Origin of the sequence: Nocardia gipuzkoensis, from assembly GCF_021183645.1 — a bacterium.
Classification (GTDB): Bacteria; Actinomycetota; Actinomycetes; order Mycobacteriales; family Mycobacteriaceae; genus Nocardia; species Nocardia abscessus.
The window spans coordinates 2,476,816-2,491,816 of record NZ_CP089225.1 but is presented as its reverse complement, the minus strand read 5'-3'; the positions used below and the strand labels follow the sequence as shown (position 1 = coordinate 2,491,816).

Annotated in this window: 10 protein-coding genes and 1 riboswitch; of the genes, 3 read left to right on the top strand and 7 right to left on the bottom strand. The window is 70.0% G+C overall.

From position 1 onward, the window contains the following. Positions 1-659: 659 nt before the first annotated feature. The 4 genes from LTT66_RS11440 to LTT66_RS11425 form a co-directional block, all read right to left on the bottom strand. Positions 660-947 (bottom strand): hypothetical protein, encoded by a 288-nt coding sequence (locus LTT66_RS11440; protein WP_043700481.1) that lies wholly within the window; start codon positions 945-947, stop codon positions 660-662. 191 nt (positions 948-1,138) lie between these two features. Then, the gene (locus tag LTT66_RS11435; protein WP_233066641.1) at positions 1,139-2,101 is read right to left on the bottom strand and encodes an alpha/beta fold hydrolase; all 963 of its coding nucleotides are present in this window, start codon (positions 2,099-2,101) and stop codon (positions 1,139-1,141) included. A 305-nt stretch (positions 2,102-2,406) separates the two neighbouring features. After that, on the bottom strand, positions 2,407-4,362 hold the full coding sequence (locus LTT66_RS11430) for an acyl-CoA dehydrogenase family protein (RefSeq protein WP_233066639.1): 1,956 nt from the start codon (positions 4,360-4,362) through the stop codon (positions 2,407-2,409). A 157-nt stretch (positions 4,363-4,519) separates the two neighbouring features. Further along, positions 4,520-5,701: an ATP-binding protein gene (locus LTT66_RS11425; protein ID WP_233066637.1), complete on the bottom strand. Its 1,182-nt coding sequence runs from the start codon at positions 5,699-5,701 to the stop codon at positions 4,520-4,522. A 167-nt stretch (positions 5,702-5,868) separates the two neighbouring features. On the opposite strand from LTT66_RS11425, the gene LTT66_RS11420 reads away from it, so the two are divergent. From LTT66_RS11420 to LTT66_RS11410, 3 genes are all read left to right on the top strand, one after another. Continuing rightward, positions 5,869-6,126, top strand: a complete 258-nt coding sequence (locus tag LTT66_RS11420; protein WP_233066635.1) for a hypothetical protein — start codon at positions 5,869-5,871, stop codon at positions 6,124-6,126. 221 nt (positions 6,127-6,347) lie between these two features. Next, a riboswitch (cyclic di-AMP (ydaO/yuaA leader) is annotated at positions 6,348-6,516 on the top strand. A 78-nt stretch (positions 6,517-6,594) separates the two neighbouring features. Beyond that, positions 6,595-7,182, top strand: coding sequence for a C40 family peptidase (locus tag LTT66_RS11415; RefSeq protein ID WP_181721409.1), 588 nt, complete (start codon positions 6,595-6,597; stop codon positions 7,180-7,182). 3 nt (positions 7,183-7,185) lie between these two features. Further along, a complete protein-coding gene (locus tag LTT66_RS11410) occupies positions 7,186-7,590 on the top strand; it encodes an RNA-binding S4 domain-containing protein (RefSeq protein ID WP_233066633.1) in 405 nt (134 codons plus the stop codon). A gap of 73 nt (positions 7,591-7,663) precedes the next feature. Here LTT66_RS11410 and LTT66_RS11405 read toward each other — a convergent pair whose 3' ends face one another. From LTT66_RS11405 to LTT66_RS11395, 3 genes are read right to left on the bottom strand one after another with little or no spacing between them, the layout of a single operon-like run. Beyond that, positions 7,664-9,523 carry a fatty acyl-AMP ligase gene (locus LTT66_RS11405; protein ID WP_233066631.1) on the bottom strand — a complete coding sequence of 620 codons (1,860 nt, stop codon included), beginning with the start codon at positions 9,521-9,523 and terminating at the stop codon, positions 7,664-7,666. Then, entirely contained in the window at positions 9,520-14,580 is a 5,061-nt protein-coding gene (locus tag LTT66_RS11400) for a type I polyketide synthase (protein WP_233066628.1), read from the bottom strand. Before LTT66_RS11400 ends, LTT66_RS11405 begins: the two co-directional genes overlap by 4 nt. Next, entirely contained in the window at positions 14,577-14,873 is a 297-nt protein-coding gene (locus LTT66_RS11395) for an acyl carrier protein (RefSeq protein ID WP_181721411.1), read from the bottom strand. The genes LTT66_RS11400 and LTT66_RS11395 overlap by 4 nt, the downstream gene beginning before the upstream one ends. Positions 14,874-15,001 lie beyond the last annotated feature (128 nt).

Sequence of the window (15,001 nt, the reverse complement as noted above, 5' to 3'; positions counted from 1 at the left end):
AAACCCGCCCCAAGGTCAACCGTATGATTTGCGCCACATAGCGGTGTGCCGCCTGATTGCTTGCGCCGGGTAGCGGGCCAACCGGACTTTTCGAACTCGACTCGAGCGGAACGAGTTTCGAGTGAAACCGGCAGGCGACCGAGGCGGGGCGGATCGGGCCCGTTCTGAATTCGAACGGCGTGGCTGGTCAGCGCGGAGGCACGTGGCCGAAGGGCGCTGCTACGGAGCGAGGCGAGCTTTGTGGGGCTGGCGGCTGGGCCGGTTTGGGCTCTGCGTGTCCGGCTCCACGCGCACCCGGGGGAGCATGAACGATCGTCCGGCGGCCATAACGACCAAAGCCGCGGTTGCGTTACTCGGCCCGACTGCGATGGCTTCGGAGAACCCTGTCGAGTGCGGCCACCGCGCCTCTGTGCGTCGCCGCCGTGGCAATTCACGGGACCGCGGCATGCGCGGCGCGCGCCGATGGTGCGCTGGAGCTCGGAGATCATCCGCGGTCCCGGGCGCCTCGGTGTGTGCGCGTCGGTGGTCGCCGCAGGCCCAGCTGTTGCGGGATGGGGCTCGTCACCCCAGGGCGCAGCGCTGCGCTCGTCGCCGACCCGGGCGGTGGGGCCCCTGGCCCGGAGCGCACCGGGATGGGCGGCGCGTGCCGCCCATCCGGGTTACTTCGTCCGTGGCCGGGAGTGGAAGCCGAGCCCTTCGTCCTGCGCACCCATCCAGGCGGCCTCGTCGGACTTGCTGTCCGGTACGTAGATGACGTCCTGGGGGCGGCGTTGCACCTCCGGCGGCGGGGACTGCTCGAGTTCGTCGGCGTCGATGACGAGGCGCTCGAGATCGTTCTCCAACCGGCGCACCGTGCTGGCGTCGCCGAACTGGGTGCGCAGTACGCCGATGGATTGCCGGAGCTGGCCGACCGCGTAGCGTAGTTCCGCGAATTCGCTGCGAGTCATCGATCCTCCTGAATTCCCTGGCGGGCATGCGAACTCGGTGCCGTGGCGCGCGGTTGCCCGTCTGCCTTGGACCGCGCAACACCGAGCTGTGTGACCCACCACACAACGTGATCTTTAACACAGTACCGAAAGAATCCGCCGGTGGCTCGTATCAGGTCGAAATCCGATAGTTGCCGTCCGATTGCCGAAGGTCAGCCGGCGGCGGCGTAGCCGGTGTGGGAGGGCACCGTGGTGAAGGCGCGTTCGACGAGCGCGGCAATGGACAGCGCGACCTCCTCGGCCCGCTCGAGCATCACGCTGTGACCAGCGCCTTCCAGGCGCACCAGCTCGGCACCGGCCAGCTGGGAGGCCAGCGCCACCGAGTGCGCGAACGGCACGATGAGGTCCGCCGAGCCCGCCAGCACCAGCGCGGGAATGGCCCCGAGGCGGTGCAGTGCCGCCGTCTCGTCGAAGGTGATCAGCGAGTGCAGGAAGCCCGCCATGGTGAGCAGGGGCGTGTCGTTCAGCATCGCGGTGGCCAGCGCGGCCATTCTCGGGTTCACCTTTCCGGTCCCGAAGCCGGCTTCGCGAAGCAACGGCGCGCACAGGCGACGGGTCAGGCGCTGGGACGCCCGCATCGCACGCGGAGCGCGGGTGACGGCGGCTTGCAACGAGGTCACCGTCCGCCGGTTCAGCAGGCGCGCGAGCCCGACCTCGGTGATCGCGTTGGCCGCGCCGGCGAGCAGTCCGACTCCGGCGATGCGGGTGCCGATGGTCTCCGGGTGGAGCCGGGCGTAGGCGAGCACCACCATCGCGCCCATGGAGTGGCCGACCAGGATCACCGGCCCGGCCGGCGCCACCGTCCGCAGCACGGTCTCCAGGTCGTGGGCGAGCTGCTCGATGGTGTACGTCGACGGATGCGCCGCTCCGGATGCGCCGTGGCCCCGGTGGTCGTAGAACACCATCCTGGTGTCGCTTCCCCACCGTTGCAGCAGGTGGTCGCGCAGGTAGGACCAGGATTCGGTGTGCAGGCAGTGGCCGTGGACGAAGACGACGGTCGCGGGGGCTTCCTCGGTGCCGAAGACGCGCACCGCGAGGGGGACACCGTCCGCGGCCGACACCGTGACGCGGTGGCCGTCGTGATCGGCGGCGCGGCGGGCGATGGTCGAGGACATGACGCTCTCCTGAGGCGAGGCGCCCGGCAGGCGCTTCTTGCCCGGTTGTCGAGCTGAATTTCCATCTCGTTAACGCGCCACACCTGCCGTTATGGACACGTTGCCCAACTGAGGCTGCCGGTCGATCCAGTAGTCGCCCCCGCGTTCGTCCGAAAAATCTACGGGGCAATAGCTCAGACAGTAGATTCCTTTAGATTTCCCTGGCCCAGAGTCCGTGCAGGCTTCGCCCCGCTCGGGTCGCGGGGCGAATCTGCGGCTTTCTAGTAGAAACCCGAGACTGGTTGATAATGCGCAATCGGCGTGGGTCAAGCCTCCGCACGGGTGCGCGTCGAAGGCAGGAACGGGCGCAAGAGGTTCTCCTCGGTCGAGGGGCCCATCTGCCACTCCGCGATCCACGGCCCGGTCCCCTCGCTCGGATCGAGCACGCCGTCCTCCAGCCATTGGTAGCGGCCGTCGAGCACGCCGCGAGTGAGCGTGCGGTCGTCGTCATCGGTGTTCTCCCACAGCGCGTCGAACAGCTTGCGCACGCGCAGCCGCGCCTGCCTGCAGAAGGTGTCGGCCAGCTCCTCGGCCGCCTTGCTCTCCGGCGCGTCGGCGGCGCGCAATGCCTCGGCTCGCATGCAGGCGGCCGACATGGCGAACAGCTCGGCGCCGATGTCGACGATCCGGCCCAGGAAATTCTGCCGGTATTCCAAGCCCGCCTGCCAGCGGCCCATCGCGTACATCAGCGACCGGGCCTGTTTGCGCGCACTGCGCTCGATGAACCGCAGGTGCCGGGCCAGCACCCCGAACTCGGTGTAGGCCGCGGGAACGGTACCCGCTCCCACCGCCAGCTGCGGGAACCACTTGGCGTAGAACCCCGTCGCGCCGACCGCCGCTTTCGCCTTGTCCTTGAACTCGGCCTTCCGGTCGACCAGCGCGCCCGCGGCCGCCATGTGGGCGTCGGCCATCTCCCGGGCGATCAGCAGCCGCATGATCTCGCTGGAGCCCTCGAAGATGCGGTTGATCCGCAGGTCGCGCACCAGCTGCTCGGCGGGGACGGCCCGCTCGCCCCGCGCGGCTAGCGAGGCCGCCGTCTCGTAGCCGCGGCCGCCGCGGATCTGCACGAGTTCGTCGGCGATCTGACAGCTCATCTCGCTGGCCCACAGCTTGGCCAGCGCCGCTTCGATGCGGATGTCGTTGCGCCCCTCGTCGGACATGCTGGCCGACAGGTCGAGTGCCGCTTCCAGCGCGAACGTCGTGGCCGCGATGAACGAGATCTTCTGTCCCACGGCGGCGTGCTCGCCGACGGGCCTGCCCCACTGCACACGCTGGGTGCTCCACTCCCGCGCGATCTTCAGCGACCATTTGGCGGCGGCGGTGCACAACGCGGGGATGGCGAGCCTGCCCGCGTTCAGCGTGGTGAGCGCGATCTTGAGCCCGTCACCCTCCCGTCCGATCAGGTTGCGCTTCGGCACCCGGACGTCGTGCATCCGGGTCAGGCCGTTCTCGATGCCGCGCAGGCCCATGAAGGAGTTGCGCCGCTCCACGGTGATGCCCGGTGAATCGGCCTCGACCACGAAGGCCGAGATGCCGCCGCGATGCCCCTCGCTCTTGGGCACCCGGGCCATCACCACCAGCAGTTCGGCGACCACGCCGTTGGTGGTCCACAGCTTCACGCCGTTGAGCACGTAGGCCTCACCGTCCTCGGTCGGCATCGCGGTGCTGGCCATCCTCGCCGGGTCGGAGCCGACATCGGGCTCGGTGAGCAGGAACGCGCTGACCGCACCGGCCGCGCAGCGCGGCAGGAACTCGGCCTTCTGCTCGTCGGTGCCCGCCAGCTTGAGCGGTTCGGGCACGCCGATGGACTGGTGCGCCGAGAGCAGGACGCCCAGACTCGGATGCGTCGAGCCGACCATCATCAGCGCGCGGTTGTAGCCGAACTGGGAAAGCCCCTGGCCACCATACGATTGTGGGATCTTCAGGCCGAAGCAGCCGAGTTCGGCCAGGCCCTTCACGTATTCCTCCGGTATCCGGCCCTCCGCTTCGATCACCGAGCCGTCCATGGACTCGCACAGCGTCCGCAGCCGGGTCAGGAACGCCTCGGTCCGCTCGGCGTCCTCCGGCCCCGGCTGGGGGTACGGGTGGATCAGGTCGAGCCGGAACCGTCCCAGGAACATCTCCTTGGCGAACGACGGCTTGGCCCAGCTCGTTTCACGGGACTCCTCGACCAGTGCGCGGGCCTGCTCTTCGGTGGCGTCGACTTTCGCGGCTGTCGCCATGATGTCCTCCCTCGGACGTGATCAGGGTCACATCCGAGTGTAGGAGGGTTTGTTACCCACCGGTAGCCCTGCTGCTCGACGGATATCTACGAATATCTAGTGATCTTGGAAGACAGACGCATACCGAGCAATTCATCGCTGCTCGGCCGGGCGGCGGTCAGACCGAGCGCAGATAGCGCCCGAAGTGCGGCACGGTGAAGCCGATCGTGCCGCGCTCGGCGGAGTAGATGAGACCCTTCTTGATCAGGCCGTCGCGGGCGGGTGAGAGCGAGGCCGGTTTCCGGCCGAGTTCGTTGGCCACGGCCGCGGTCGCCACCGGGCCGTCGTCGCCGGACAGGTCGGCCATGGCGCGCATGTACTCCCGTTCGGCCGGTGTTGCCCGATCGTAACGGGAACCGAAGAACCCGACGGCCAACTCCTCTTCGGCAGCGGGCGAGGCCACCTCGACATCCTCGGCCGTGATCGGGCTCTCGGGCGCCTGATCCCAGGTGGCTTTGCCGTACGCCTGAACGAAATACGGGTAGCCATCGGCCTTGCGGTACAGCGCGTCCAGCGCGTCGTCGGTGAATTTCACGTCTTCGCGCTGGGCGGGCGCGATCAGCGCCTGGTCCGCCGACTCCCGGTCCAACCGATCGATGCGGTGATAGCTGAATAGTCGCTCTGAGTAGCTCTTCGAGGCCGACAGCACGGCGGGCAGATGCGGCAGACCCGCGCCGACCACGATCAGCGGCGCGGCGTCCTGGCTCAGTTCGTGGCACGCGCCGCAGATCGCCGAGATGTCCGCGGGCCCGAGATCCTGCATCTCGTCGATGAAGATCGCGATGCCGACGCCGATGTCGCCGGCCAGCGCCGCGGCCTCGACCAGCAGTTCCACCAGGTCGATCTCGATGTCGCCGGAATCGGCCCGGCCGCTCACCGCGGGCACGTCGATGCCTGGCTGCCAGCGTTCCCGCATGCCCTTGTCCGCGGTGGCCCGCAACGCGAAAGCCTTGAGGATGCCCAGGAAATCGTCCACCCGTTCCGGATTGCGGTGCGACGTGGCGATCGCCCGCGCCGCCATGTGCAGCGCCGAGGACAGCGGGCGGCGCAGTTCCTGGTCCGGTCGCGCTTCGATCTTGCCGGTGCCCCAGCCGCGCGATATCGCCGCCGAACGAAGTTGATTGAGCAGCACCGTCTTTCCCACCCCGCGCAGGCCGGTGAGCACGACGCTGCGTTCCGGGCGGCCGCGTGCCACGCGTTCGAGCACGATGTCGAAAGCCGTGAGTTGCTTGTCGCGCCCGGCCAATTCGGGCGGGCGCTGTCCCGCGCCGGGGGCATACGGATTGCGCACGGGGTCCATGCCCCGACACCGTAGCGCGTTTCGTCCGGATAATCTGGGCACATCTACGGCGCGTCCTAGAGAGCCTTAGCGGCCGGTATTGCACTATGGCTCTCGCCGTCGGTTCTTCAGGCCGGTGGCGGTTCGCCAGAATGGTCGCGCGTCACGGCGCGCGGGAACGGAGGGGCATGTCCGACGAACCCACGGCCGCCGGTATCGCCGAAGTGGTCGGGTCCTGGAACGTTCCGGCCGGCGCCACGGTGGCCCAGCGCATCCGGTCCAACATCCTCGTCGCGATCGAACGCGGCTACGACGATCCCCAACTGGTGGCCGATCTCGCGGTCGGTCCGCTGGTCATGGCGCTGGGCAAGCTCGAGGTCGAACTGGCCGAAGCGCGCCGCAGGATCGATGAGCTCGAGCGCGCGGTGTACGGCGCTCGATCCTGAGTGCCGCGCCGGTACCCGGAAGGGCGTTGCCCGTTCGGTGATCTATCGCCGCGCGACGAGATCGGTTCGTGACCCGAGGCGCCCGACCGTTTTCCGCCGATCGGGTAGCGGGTCCGCCGGTGCTGGAAAAGTCGCAGCTCTGTGCGCTGGACAACATCGCGTCGGCACCGTAATCTTCTCGTGACTTAGTGGAACCAGTCGCTTCGTAAGAGAAACGGCGCCACTAGTTACCGCCTAAACGGCTGTCGGGGCCAACCGGTCTCGACTGTCGTGCCGGGGACCCACAGGTTCGTCTGGGGTGAATCCTTGCGGCCATTTCGGTCGCGAGGTAGGGCCGCTCTCCCGGCCCGAACCCGTCAGCTAACCCGGTCGGCGGAAGAGCAGCAAGATCGGAGACGTAGCTCGGTGGGTAAACACAGCTTGCAGCGGGATTCTCGGGTACCGAATTCCGTCAAGGGTGCGATAGTCATGGGTGCGGTAGCCGCGACCGGCGCCATGCCCGCGATTCCGGCCATGGCCGCGACCATCAACGTTCCCGGTGTCGGCAACTTCGATGTTCCGCAGGAATGGGAACAGCCGGTCCAGCAGCTCAACCAGCAGATTCAGCAGGCGCTCGCGGCCGCTCCCGCCGCCCCTGCCCCGCAGGCGGTCGCTCCGCAGGCTCCCAATTTCGCGCCGATGCTGCCGGGACTGTTCGGTCAGCAGCAGAACACCGCGGGCGATATCGCCCTCGACGCGGCCAGGACCAAGGTCGGCGCCCAGTACTCCTGGGGCGCTGCGGGTCCCCGCGCTTTCGACTGCTCCGGCCTCGTCCAGTGGGCGTTCCGGCAGGCGGGTGTCGAACTCCCCCGCACCAGCTTCGAGCAGTCGCACGTCGGCGCTCCGGTCGCCTACCACGACCTGCAGCCGGGTGACATCGTCATCACCAACGGCGGCGGTCACGTCGGCATCTACGCCGGCGACAACAAGCTGCTGAATGCGGTGCAGTCGGGTACGCCGGTGTCCTACACGCCGCTGCGCCCCGACATGGTGGTCACCGCACGCCGTATCGTCTAACGAGTGGCCCGCGCCGAATCCGGCATCCAGAACACCGCGACCCAGGCCCGCGTCGATTCGTGGACCTGGGCGGTGCGTCTGTTCAAAACAAGATCCGCTGCAGCGGAAGCATGTCGTGGTGGGCACGTTCGAGTGAACGGCGCGCCGGCCAAGCCCGCGCAGCCTGTGCGCCCCGGTGACGAGGTACGCATCCGGTCGAGCGGCATCGAGCGCATCGTCATTGTGGAGCGCATCGTCACCAAGCGGGTGGGCGCCCCGATCGCCGCGCAATGCCTGATCGATCGCAGTCCCCCTCCGCCGCCTCGGGAAATCGTGGCGAGCATGCCGCGCCGGGATCGCGGTGCGGGACGCCCCACCAAACGTGAGCGCCGCGAGACCGATCGCCTGATGGGCCGGGACGAGTCCTGAGCAAGTTTGCCCGTTATCGAGTCCGTTCGCGTCGCACGAACCCGGCGGGCGCGATTCGCCTGATGCGGTGGTGTCAGATCATGGCGACCGGGCGCAGATGGCCCGCGAGGTAACGGGCTCGGCACTCGCCGCGGCGAAGTTTGCCGCTGCTGGTCTTCGGGATGCGTCCTGGTTCCACGAGCAGCACGGCGCCGGGCATCACCTCGTGTGTGGATGCGACCGCGGTGCGGATGCGGCGGGCCAAGGCGAAGAGTTCGGTGGGGTCGCTGCCGCCGGTAGTGACGAGTTCGGCGATCACGACGAGGTCTTCGCGCCGCCCGTCGTCGTGCCCGAACGCCGTCACATGGCCCGGCCTGACCTGCGCGGCGCACGCCTGCACCGTGGCCTCGATGTCAGCCGGATAGTGATTGCGTCCGTCGACCACGATGACGTCCTTGCGGCGTCCGGCGATGTAGAGCTGCCCCTCGTGCTGAAACCCGAGGTCGCCGGTGCGCAGCCAGCGAACGACGCTGCCCGGCGCCGAGGCGCCGAAGATCTCCTCGGTGGCATCCGGCCTGCCGAAATATCCGTCGCACACATTGCTTCCGGCCACCCAGATCTCGCCGACGCGGCCCGCGGGCAGCGCGGCCCCGTCCACCGGATCGACGATCCGCAGCTCCTGTCCGACAGGTGCGCCGCACCCGACCAGCGCCACACCGTTGCGGGATTCCGGCGCGTCCTCAGGTAGGGCGACCGCGCGCCCTTCGGCCAGCGCCGCCCGGTCGAAGCGGTGCCACACCGGGGCCTCGTTCGGGTCGCAGACGGTGACCGTGAGGGTGGCCTCGGCCAAGCCGAAGCCCGGAGTGTGCGCGTGATGGCGGAAACCGTACGGGCCGAAAGTCTCGGTGAATTCGGTGAGCGCATCCGCGCGGACCGGCTCGGAGCCGTTGAGCACGATGTCCAGTCCGGACAGGTCCAGCCCGGCCCGCTCGGCGGGGGTGGTGCCCGAAACCGCGAGCTTCAACCCGAAATTGGGGCACCCCGTGGTACCGGCGCGGTAGTCGGCGATCGCGCGCAACCAGCGGACCGGGCGCTTCACGAACTCCGCGGGTGCCAGCGTGATGCCGTGCACGCCGAGGAACAGCGGTAGCGAGAGGCCGAGGATCAAACCCATGTCGTGGAAGAAAGGCAGCCAGGTCACGATGGGCCGATCGGCCGCGGTCGATACGGCGTTCCCGAGCTGCGTCAACGCCGCCGCGAGGTTCTCGTGCGTGACCCGGACGCCTGCGGGGGACTTGGTCGACCCGGACGTGTACTGCAAATAGGCCAGCTCGTCGGATACCGGATCAATGACCGCGGCGTCCAGCGCGAGAGAACCCGTACCCGGCGTGACGAAACGCGGCGGCACTGCTCCCGCGTACCGCGCGACCGGATCGGTGATGCCCGCGGCCGCCAGCACGGACTGTGTGGCCGGCGCGATCCGCCCCGCCGCGTTCCATTCAGGCGCCGACAGTTCCGCAGGCAAGGCGAGTGTCCGGCCCAGTGCGTGCCCGAGGGTCGGCGCGGTGGTCTCGTCGTGGGCCGAGAGCAGGCTGAGCGTGGGCCGGGCGTCGGCCAGGACGGCATGCAGGCGGTCGCGGTTGCGCGCGCCCGCCGCCGGGAACAGCGGTACGGCGACCCGATTGCTGTACAGGCAGGCGAGAAAGGCCACCGCGTAGTCGACTCCGTGTTCGCAGAGGATGGCCACCCGGTCGCCGGGCGCGCTTTCCTGGCGCAGCCGCGCGGCCAGCGCGCCCGCCGCGGCGTGCAGGTCCGCGTAGGTCAGCGTGACGGGCACGGGTTCCCGCACGCGGAAGCGCAGTTCGGTGAAGGCGGGCTCGTCCGGCCGGGCAGCGGCCCATGCGGCCACCGAAGTCGCGAGACCGTCGCCTGCCGGGCGGTCGGCGGTGGTCACGAGGTCTCTTCGGTGTTACCGGCGACCCGATCGAGCAGGGCGGCGCCGAGGGCGGTGATGGTCGGATGCTTGAACAACTCCGCGGTGGCGATCCGGACGCGCAGCCGGGCTTCCAGGTTCCGTCGCATCTCGATCGCCAGCAGTGAGCTGAGCCCGAGGTCGTTGAAGTCGGCCGCCGGGTCGATGTGCTCGGCGGGCAGATCGAGCGTGCTCGCCAGCACGCGGCGGATGATCGTGGTCAACGGTTCGGCAGGCTCCGGCGGCGCGGGCGCGGTGTTCCTGGTGGGCGCAGGGCTGGGATCGAGCATCGGTACGAGCAGATTCGCCAAGCGCGACGCGACCGGCGACGTGTCGGCGGTCGGGGTGTGCTCCAGCGCGAGCAGGTACGGCCCGTCATAGCGCAGAGCCCGGGCCAGTACGGTGCTGCCACGCCGCAGGTCGAATGCCCCGATGCCCGCTCGCCGCAGATGGCCGGCCCCGCCGGCCGCCGCGGCGAGGCCGGAATCCCAGAGCCCCCAGCCGATGCTGACAATGCGTCTGCCCGGATCTCGCTGTGCCAGGGCGTCCATCGCCGCGTTGGCGGCGGCATAGGCGGCCTGCCCCGGCGCTCCGAGCGCGCCGGTGGCCGAGGAGAACAGCAGGACGAAGTCGGTGGCGTCGGTCGCGGTGAGCTCGATCAGATTGGCCGCCGCGGTGGGTTTGGGCAGGAACATCCTGGCCAGCTGTCCCGCGGTGACCGCGTCGAACGCGGCGTCCTCCAGCGCGCCCGCCGCGTGCACGACGCCGCGGATCGCCGAGTCGGAGGCGCGGATGTCGCTGAGCGCGTTGGCCAGGTCGTCCCGGTCGGCCGCGTCGCAGCGCACCACGACGATGCGGTCCTCCAGGCCGTCCAGCAGCGCGGGCACGGGGCGGGGCGCGCGGGTCAGCACCACGACGTCTCGCGCGCCCGCGTCGAGCAACCAGCGCACGGCGACCGAACCGAGGGTGCCCAGTCCGCCGGTGACGACGTAGGTTCCGTTCGCGTCGACCGCCGCGACCGGCAGCGCTCGCGCACGCGCCGGCGTGAAACGCCGGACGGCGATCTCGCCCGCCCACAGGCGCAGCTCGTCCGGAACCGCACTGTCGGTGGCCGTCACCAGGCTGGTCAGCAGCGGTACGTTCCTGGGGTCGGCATCGGTCCAGATCAACCGCACCGTCCGGCCGGTCTCCAGCTGGAGCGAGCGCACCAGCCCCGCGATCGCCGCGGCCTCGACCGAGGCCGGCGGGCCTGCTTCGGCGGGCCGCGAGTGTGCCACCTGGTCCTGCGGCAGAACGACCGTCACGGACGCGGTGGCCTCGTGCGCGGAGATCAGTTGCAGCAGCTCCAGGACGCGACCGGTCGCCGGGGCGCCGCTGTTGCCTTCGCCCACCGCGGAATCCGCGGGCCAGACCACCGCGACGGCGTGGCCGCCGCCGCGACCGGTCAGTACCGCGCCGACGAGTGGGCGCGCGTCATCCGGTTCGCGGGCGACGCGTTCGGTCGGCACCTCGGCGTCCAGTGCACGGGCCAACCGGACCGCGAGGTCGGAGGCGCCGACCACGACCGCGCGCCGCACCAGGGGCTGGTCAACGGAGGCATCGCCGAGCCCGAGTGTTTCGGGATCACGCGCTGCCCATGTCTCCTGACGGAAGTGCGCGTCGTGCTCGGCACGTGTCGCGCGAACCGCACCGAGGCCCTCCTCGGCGCCGGGGTCGGCGTAACGGATGTGCACACCCGAGAAGGCCAGACAGGGCACACCGTGCTGATCGGTCGCGATGACATCGCCCACCAGTCCGGTGTCGCTGCGCTCCCGGATCAGCGCGTGCACCTCGAGCACATGGCGATTCGGTTCGTGCGAAAGCCAGGCCGAGTCCATGCCGATCGGCAACGGAATCGATGTCGTGGGCAATTCGTCGAACACCGCCGCCGCGAGCACGTGCAAGCAGCCGTCCAGCGTCGCGGTGCGATGCAATTCGGCGGCGTCGAACAGGCCGAGTGCCCGTCCGGTGCCCGCCGCGATGCCGCGCAGCGCACGGAATCGCGGACCGTACTCCAGTCGCCTGCGGCGCAATTCCTGGTAGAAGGCGCCGATGGTGATGACGCGCATGTGGTGCCGGGCCGCCCGATTTGCGTCGACCACCCGCATCCATGCGACGATATCCGCGGGTGTGGGGTCACCGGCGGGCCGGGCCGAAGCCAGCGTCCCGGTGCCCGTGACCTCCGCCCGCATGCTTTCCTCCGCTCCCGGGCCGCGATAGACGACCTCGGGCAGCACGGCCGGATCGGTCCTCTCGTGCACGGCGAAGTCGGCCAGGGCTGCCGCACCAGCGGTGTCCCGGGCCAGCTGCAACAGCCGCCGCAGCCAGAAGACGGCGGGAACCGTGCCCTCTCCCTGCACTACGTGCTGGGTGAGATCCTCGGCCTCGAAAGCGGATTCGGGGATGTGCGCGCTCGCGGGTCCGGCCACCAGCAGCGGGAACTTTCGCTTGCGCCACTTTCGCGGTGTGGGCGTGCCGAACGGGCCCAATGCGGACCAGTCGACCGGCCGACCCTCCAGATACAGCCGTGCCAAGCCGGTGAGGAAGCCGCTCGCCTCGTCGTCGCGCAGCGCCACGGCATGCGTGCCGTCGCGGAAATCGGGATACTCCCGCACCGCCGACAGCAACACCGGATGCGGGCCGATCTCGACCACCGTCGCGATTCCGTCTTCGGCCGCGCGCTCCATCGCCGCGGCCAATTCCACCGTGTCCGCGGCGTTGCGGGCCCAGTACTCGCGGTCCATGGCCGCCGTGGTCAGCTTCGCGCCACGCCGGACCGTCGAGTACACCGGCACGCGCGGCGCCAGCGGGGTGATCTCGGTCAACGCCGCGACGAACGGCGGGAGCACCGTGACCACCTGCGGGCTGTGCGCGGCGAAGGCCACCGCGAGCCTGCGCGCGAACATGTTGCGCCGGGTGGCTCGGCGCACCAGTGTGTCGACATAGCGTGGCGTGCCCGACACGACCACCGACCTCGGGCCGTTCACCGCGGCGACGGCCACCTCCGCGCGCATCGGCTCCACGAGTTTCGCCGCTTCGTCCGGGGCCGCCTCCAGCACCGCCATCGCGCCGTGCCCGTCCAGATGGGCCAGGGTCGCGCTGCGCAGCACCACCACCCGCGCCGCGTCCGCGAGGGACAACGCGCCGCTCACGGCGGCCGCGGCGATCTCGCCGAGGCTGTGCCCGGCCACCGCGTCGGGACGAATCCCCCACGCCGCCAGCAGTTTGACCAGCGCCACCTGGAACGCGAACAACGCGGGCTGCACCAGATCGGTGGCCTGCGCGTCGCCCGCGGAGGTGAAGCCGTGCCGCGGCGTCCAGACCCGCGGCCCGCCCGCCGCCACGATCGCGTCGGTCGTCTCGGCGAGCGCGGCGGCGAACACCGGATACCGCGCCGCCAGCGCGCGGCCCATCTTCGGATGCTGGCCACCCTGCCCGGAGAACAGGAACAACAGACCGCCGCGGCGGCGGTGCGCCACGGGACCGAACGCCGCCTCGGCATCGCCGCGGCCGAGGGCGCGCAGCCGGTGCACCGCGTCGCCATGGTCGTGCGCGAGGACCGCCGCACGGGCCGGTTCGGGCAGCAACCGGCCTGTCGCCGAAATCAGCGCACGCGATGACGGCCGCGCCTCGTCTACCGCGTCGGCCAGCCGCAGTGCGCGCTCGCGCAGCTCCTCGTCGTCGCGCGCGGTGAGCGGCAGCAGCATCGGAAAGTGTTCGCCGTGCTCGGATCGGGCCGGCGTGACGCCGCGCAGCACGATGTGCGCGATCGTGCCGCCGAACCCGAACGAGCTGACCCCCGCCACTCGCCGCGGCGCGGGCACGGGGCTCCAGTCCACCGGCTCGGTCGGCACGCGCAGCCCACGTTCGGCCAAGTGCAGCAGCGGATGCTCGGTGTGGACGTTGATCGTCGGAGCGATCACCCCGTGGTGGATGGACAGCGCCGTCTTCACCATCCCGGTGACTCCGGCCGCGGCCTCGAGATGTCCGATGTTGGACTTCACCGAGCCGATCCAGACCGGATCGTCCGCACCGTCGCCGAGGGCGGCGGCGAGCGCGCCGACTTCCACCGCGTCGCCCAGCGGCGTTCCGGTGCCGTGGCATTCGATGTAGCGCGCGCTGCTCGGCATGTATCCGGCCCGCGCCCACGCGTTGCGCAGCGTCTCCTGCTGCGCGCGGCCGTTCGGCGCGTACAAGCCGTTCGAGCGCCCGTCGGACCCGACGGCGGTACCGACGATCTCCGCGTACACCCGGTTGCCCTCGCGCACCGCGTCCGCGCTGCGCTGCAAGATCACTACGGCGCAGCCGTCGCCACGGGTGTAGCCGTCCGCGGTGACGTCGAACGGGGCCGACCGTCCGCCGGGTGAGAGGAAACCGCCCTCGGCCAAATAGTCCGAGGTGTGCTCCAGCAATACGAGATTGACGCCGCCCACGATGGCGAACGGGACCGTGCCGTCGGCGAGCAGCCGGACCGCGAGGTCCACCGCGGCCAGCGAGGACGAGCAGGCACTGTCGAGCACCAGGCTCGGCCCGTGCAGATCGAGCACGTACGACAACCGGTTGGCGATGATGCTGAGCGCGGACCCGGTGACCGCGTAGGGGGCGTCGTGGCCCGCGCGGCCGAGCACCGCGATGCCGTGGTCGTATCCCGACGCGCCGAACACGACCGCGGCGCCGCAACCGCGCGCGCGATAACCGATTCCGGCGTCGTCGAGCGCCTCGACCGCGACTTCCAGCGCGAGCCGCTGCTGCGGATCCATGACCGCGGCCTCGCGATCGGAGATGGTGAACCAGTCGTTGTCGAAGGACTCGACGTCGTCGATATACCCGCCGCGCCGGGAGCCCAGCCGCCCGGCGGGCGGGGTGGACGTCGCGTCCCGGCCCTCGACCAGCAGCTGCCAGAACTCGGCGACGCTCGCCGCTCCGGGCAGTCGGCAGCCGATGCCGATGATGGAGACGGGTGGATGCGAGCCGACGGAATCAGTAGGCGCGCTGCTCATCGCATCGCGAGATACTCGACAAGCTGTTCGATGTCCGGATGGTCGTAGATCGCGGTCAGCGGAACCTCGACTCCCATGGCATCCTCGAGTTGGGCGGTCAGCCTCGCAAGCTGAGTGGAACTGAGGCCGAGATCGGTAAAGGGCGAGCTGGTCGACACCGCGGCGGCGTCGACGCCTAGTAGATCCGCGACAGCCAGAACGGCGGCACAGGTGAGCGCGGTGCGCCGGCGATAGCCGAGCGAACCTTCGGTTTCCTGCGCACCGCTGTGCCCGTCCGGAAGACTGGGCCGCATCGCGTCCTCCCTCCCCGTCTCCCGGCTGCTGTTACCCCACACTGAAGAACGGTACCCACGCGATTATGCCGGAGAAATCGGCCGGAGCAAGGTCGCGTTTCCGCCGCCTGTCCGGCTCTTTCGCGAAC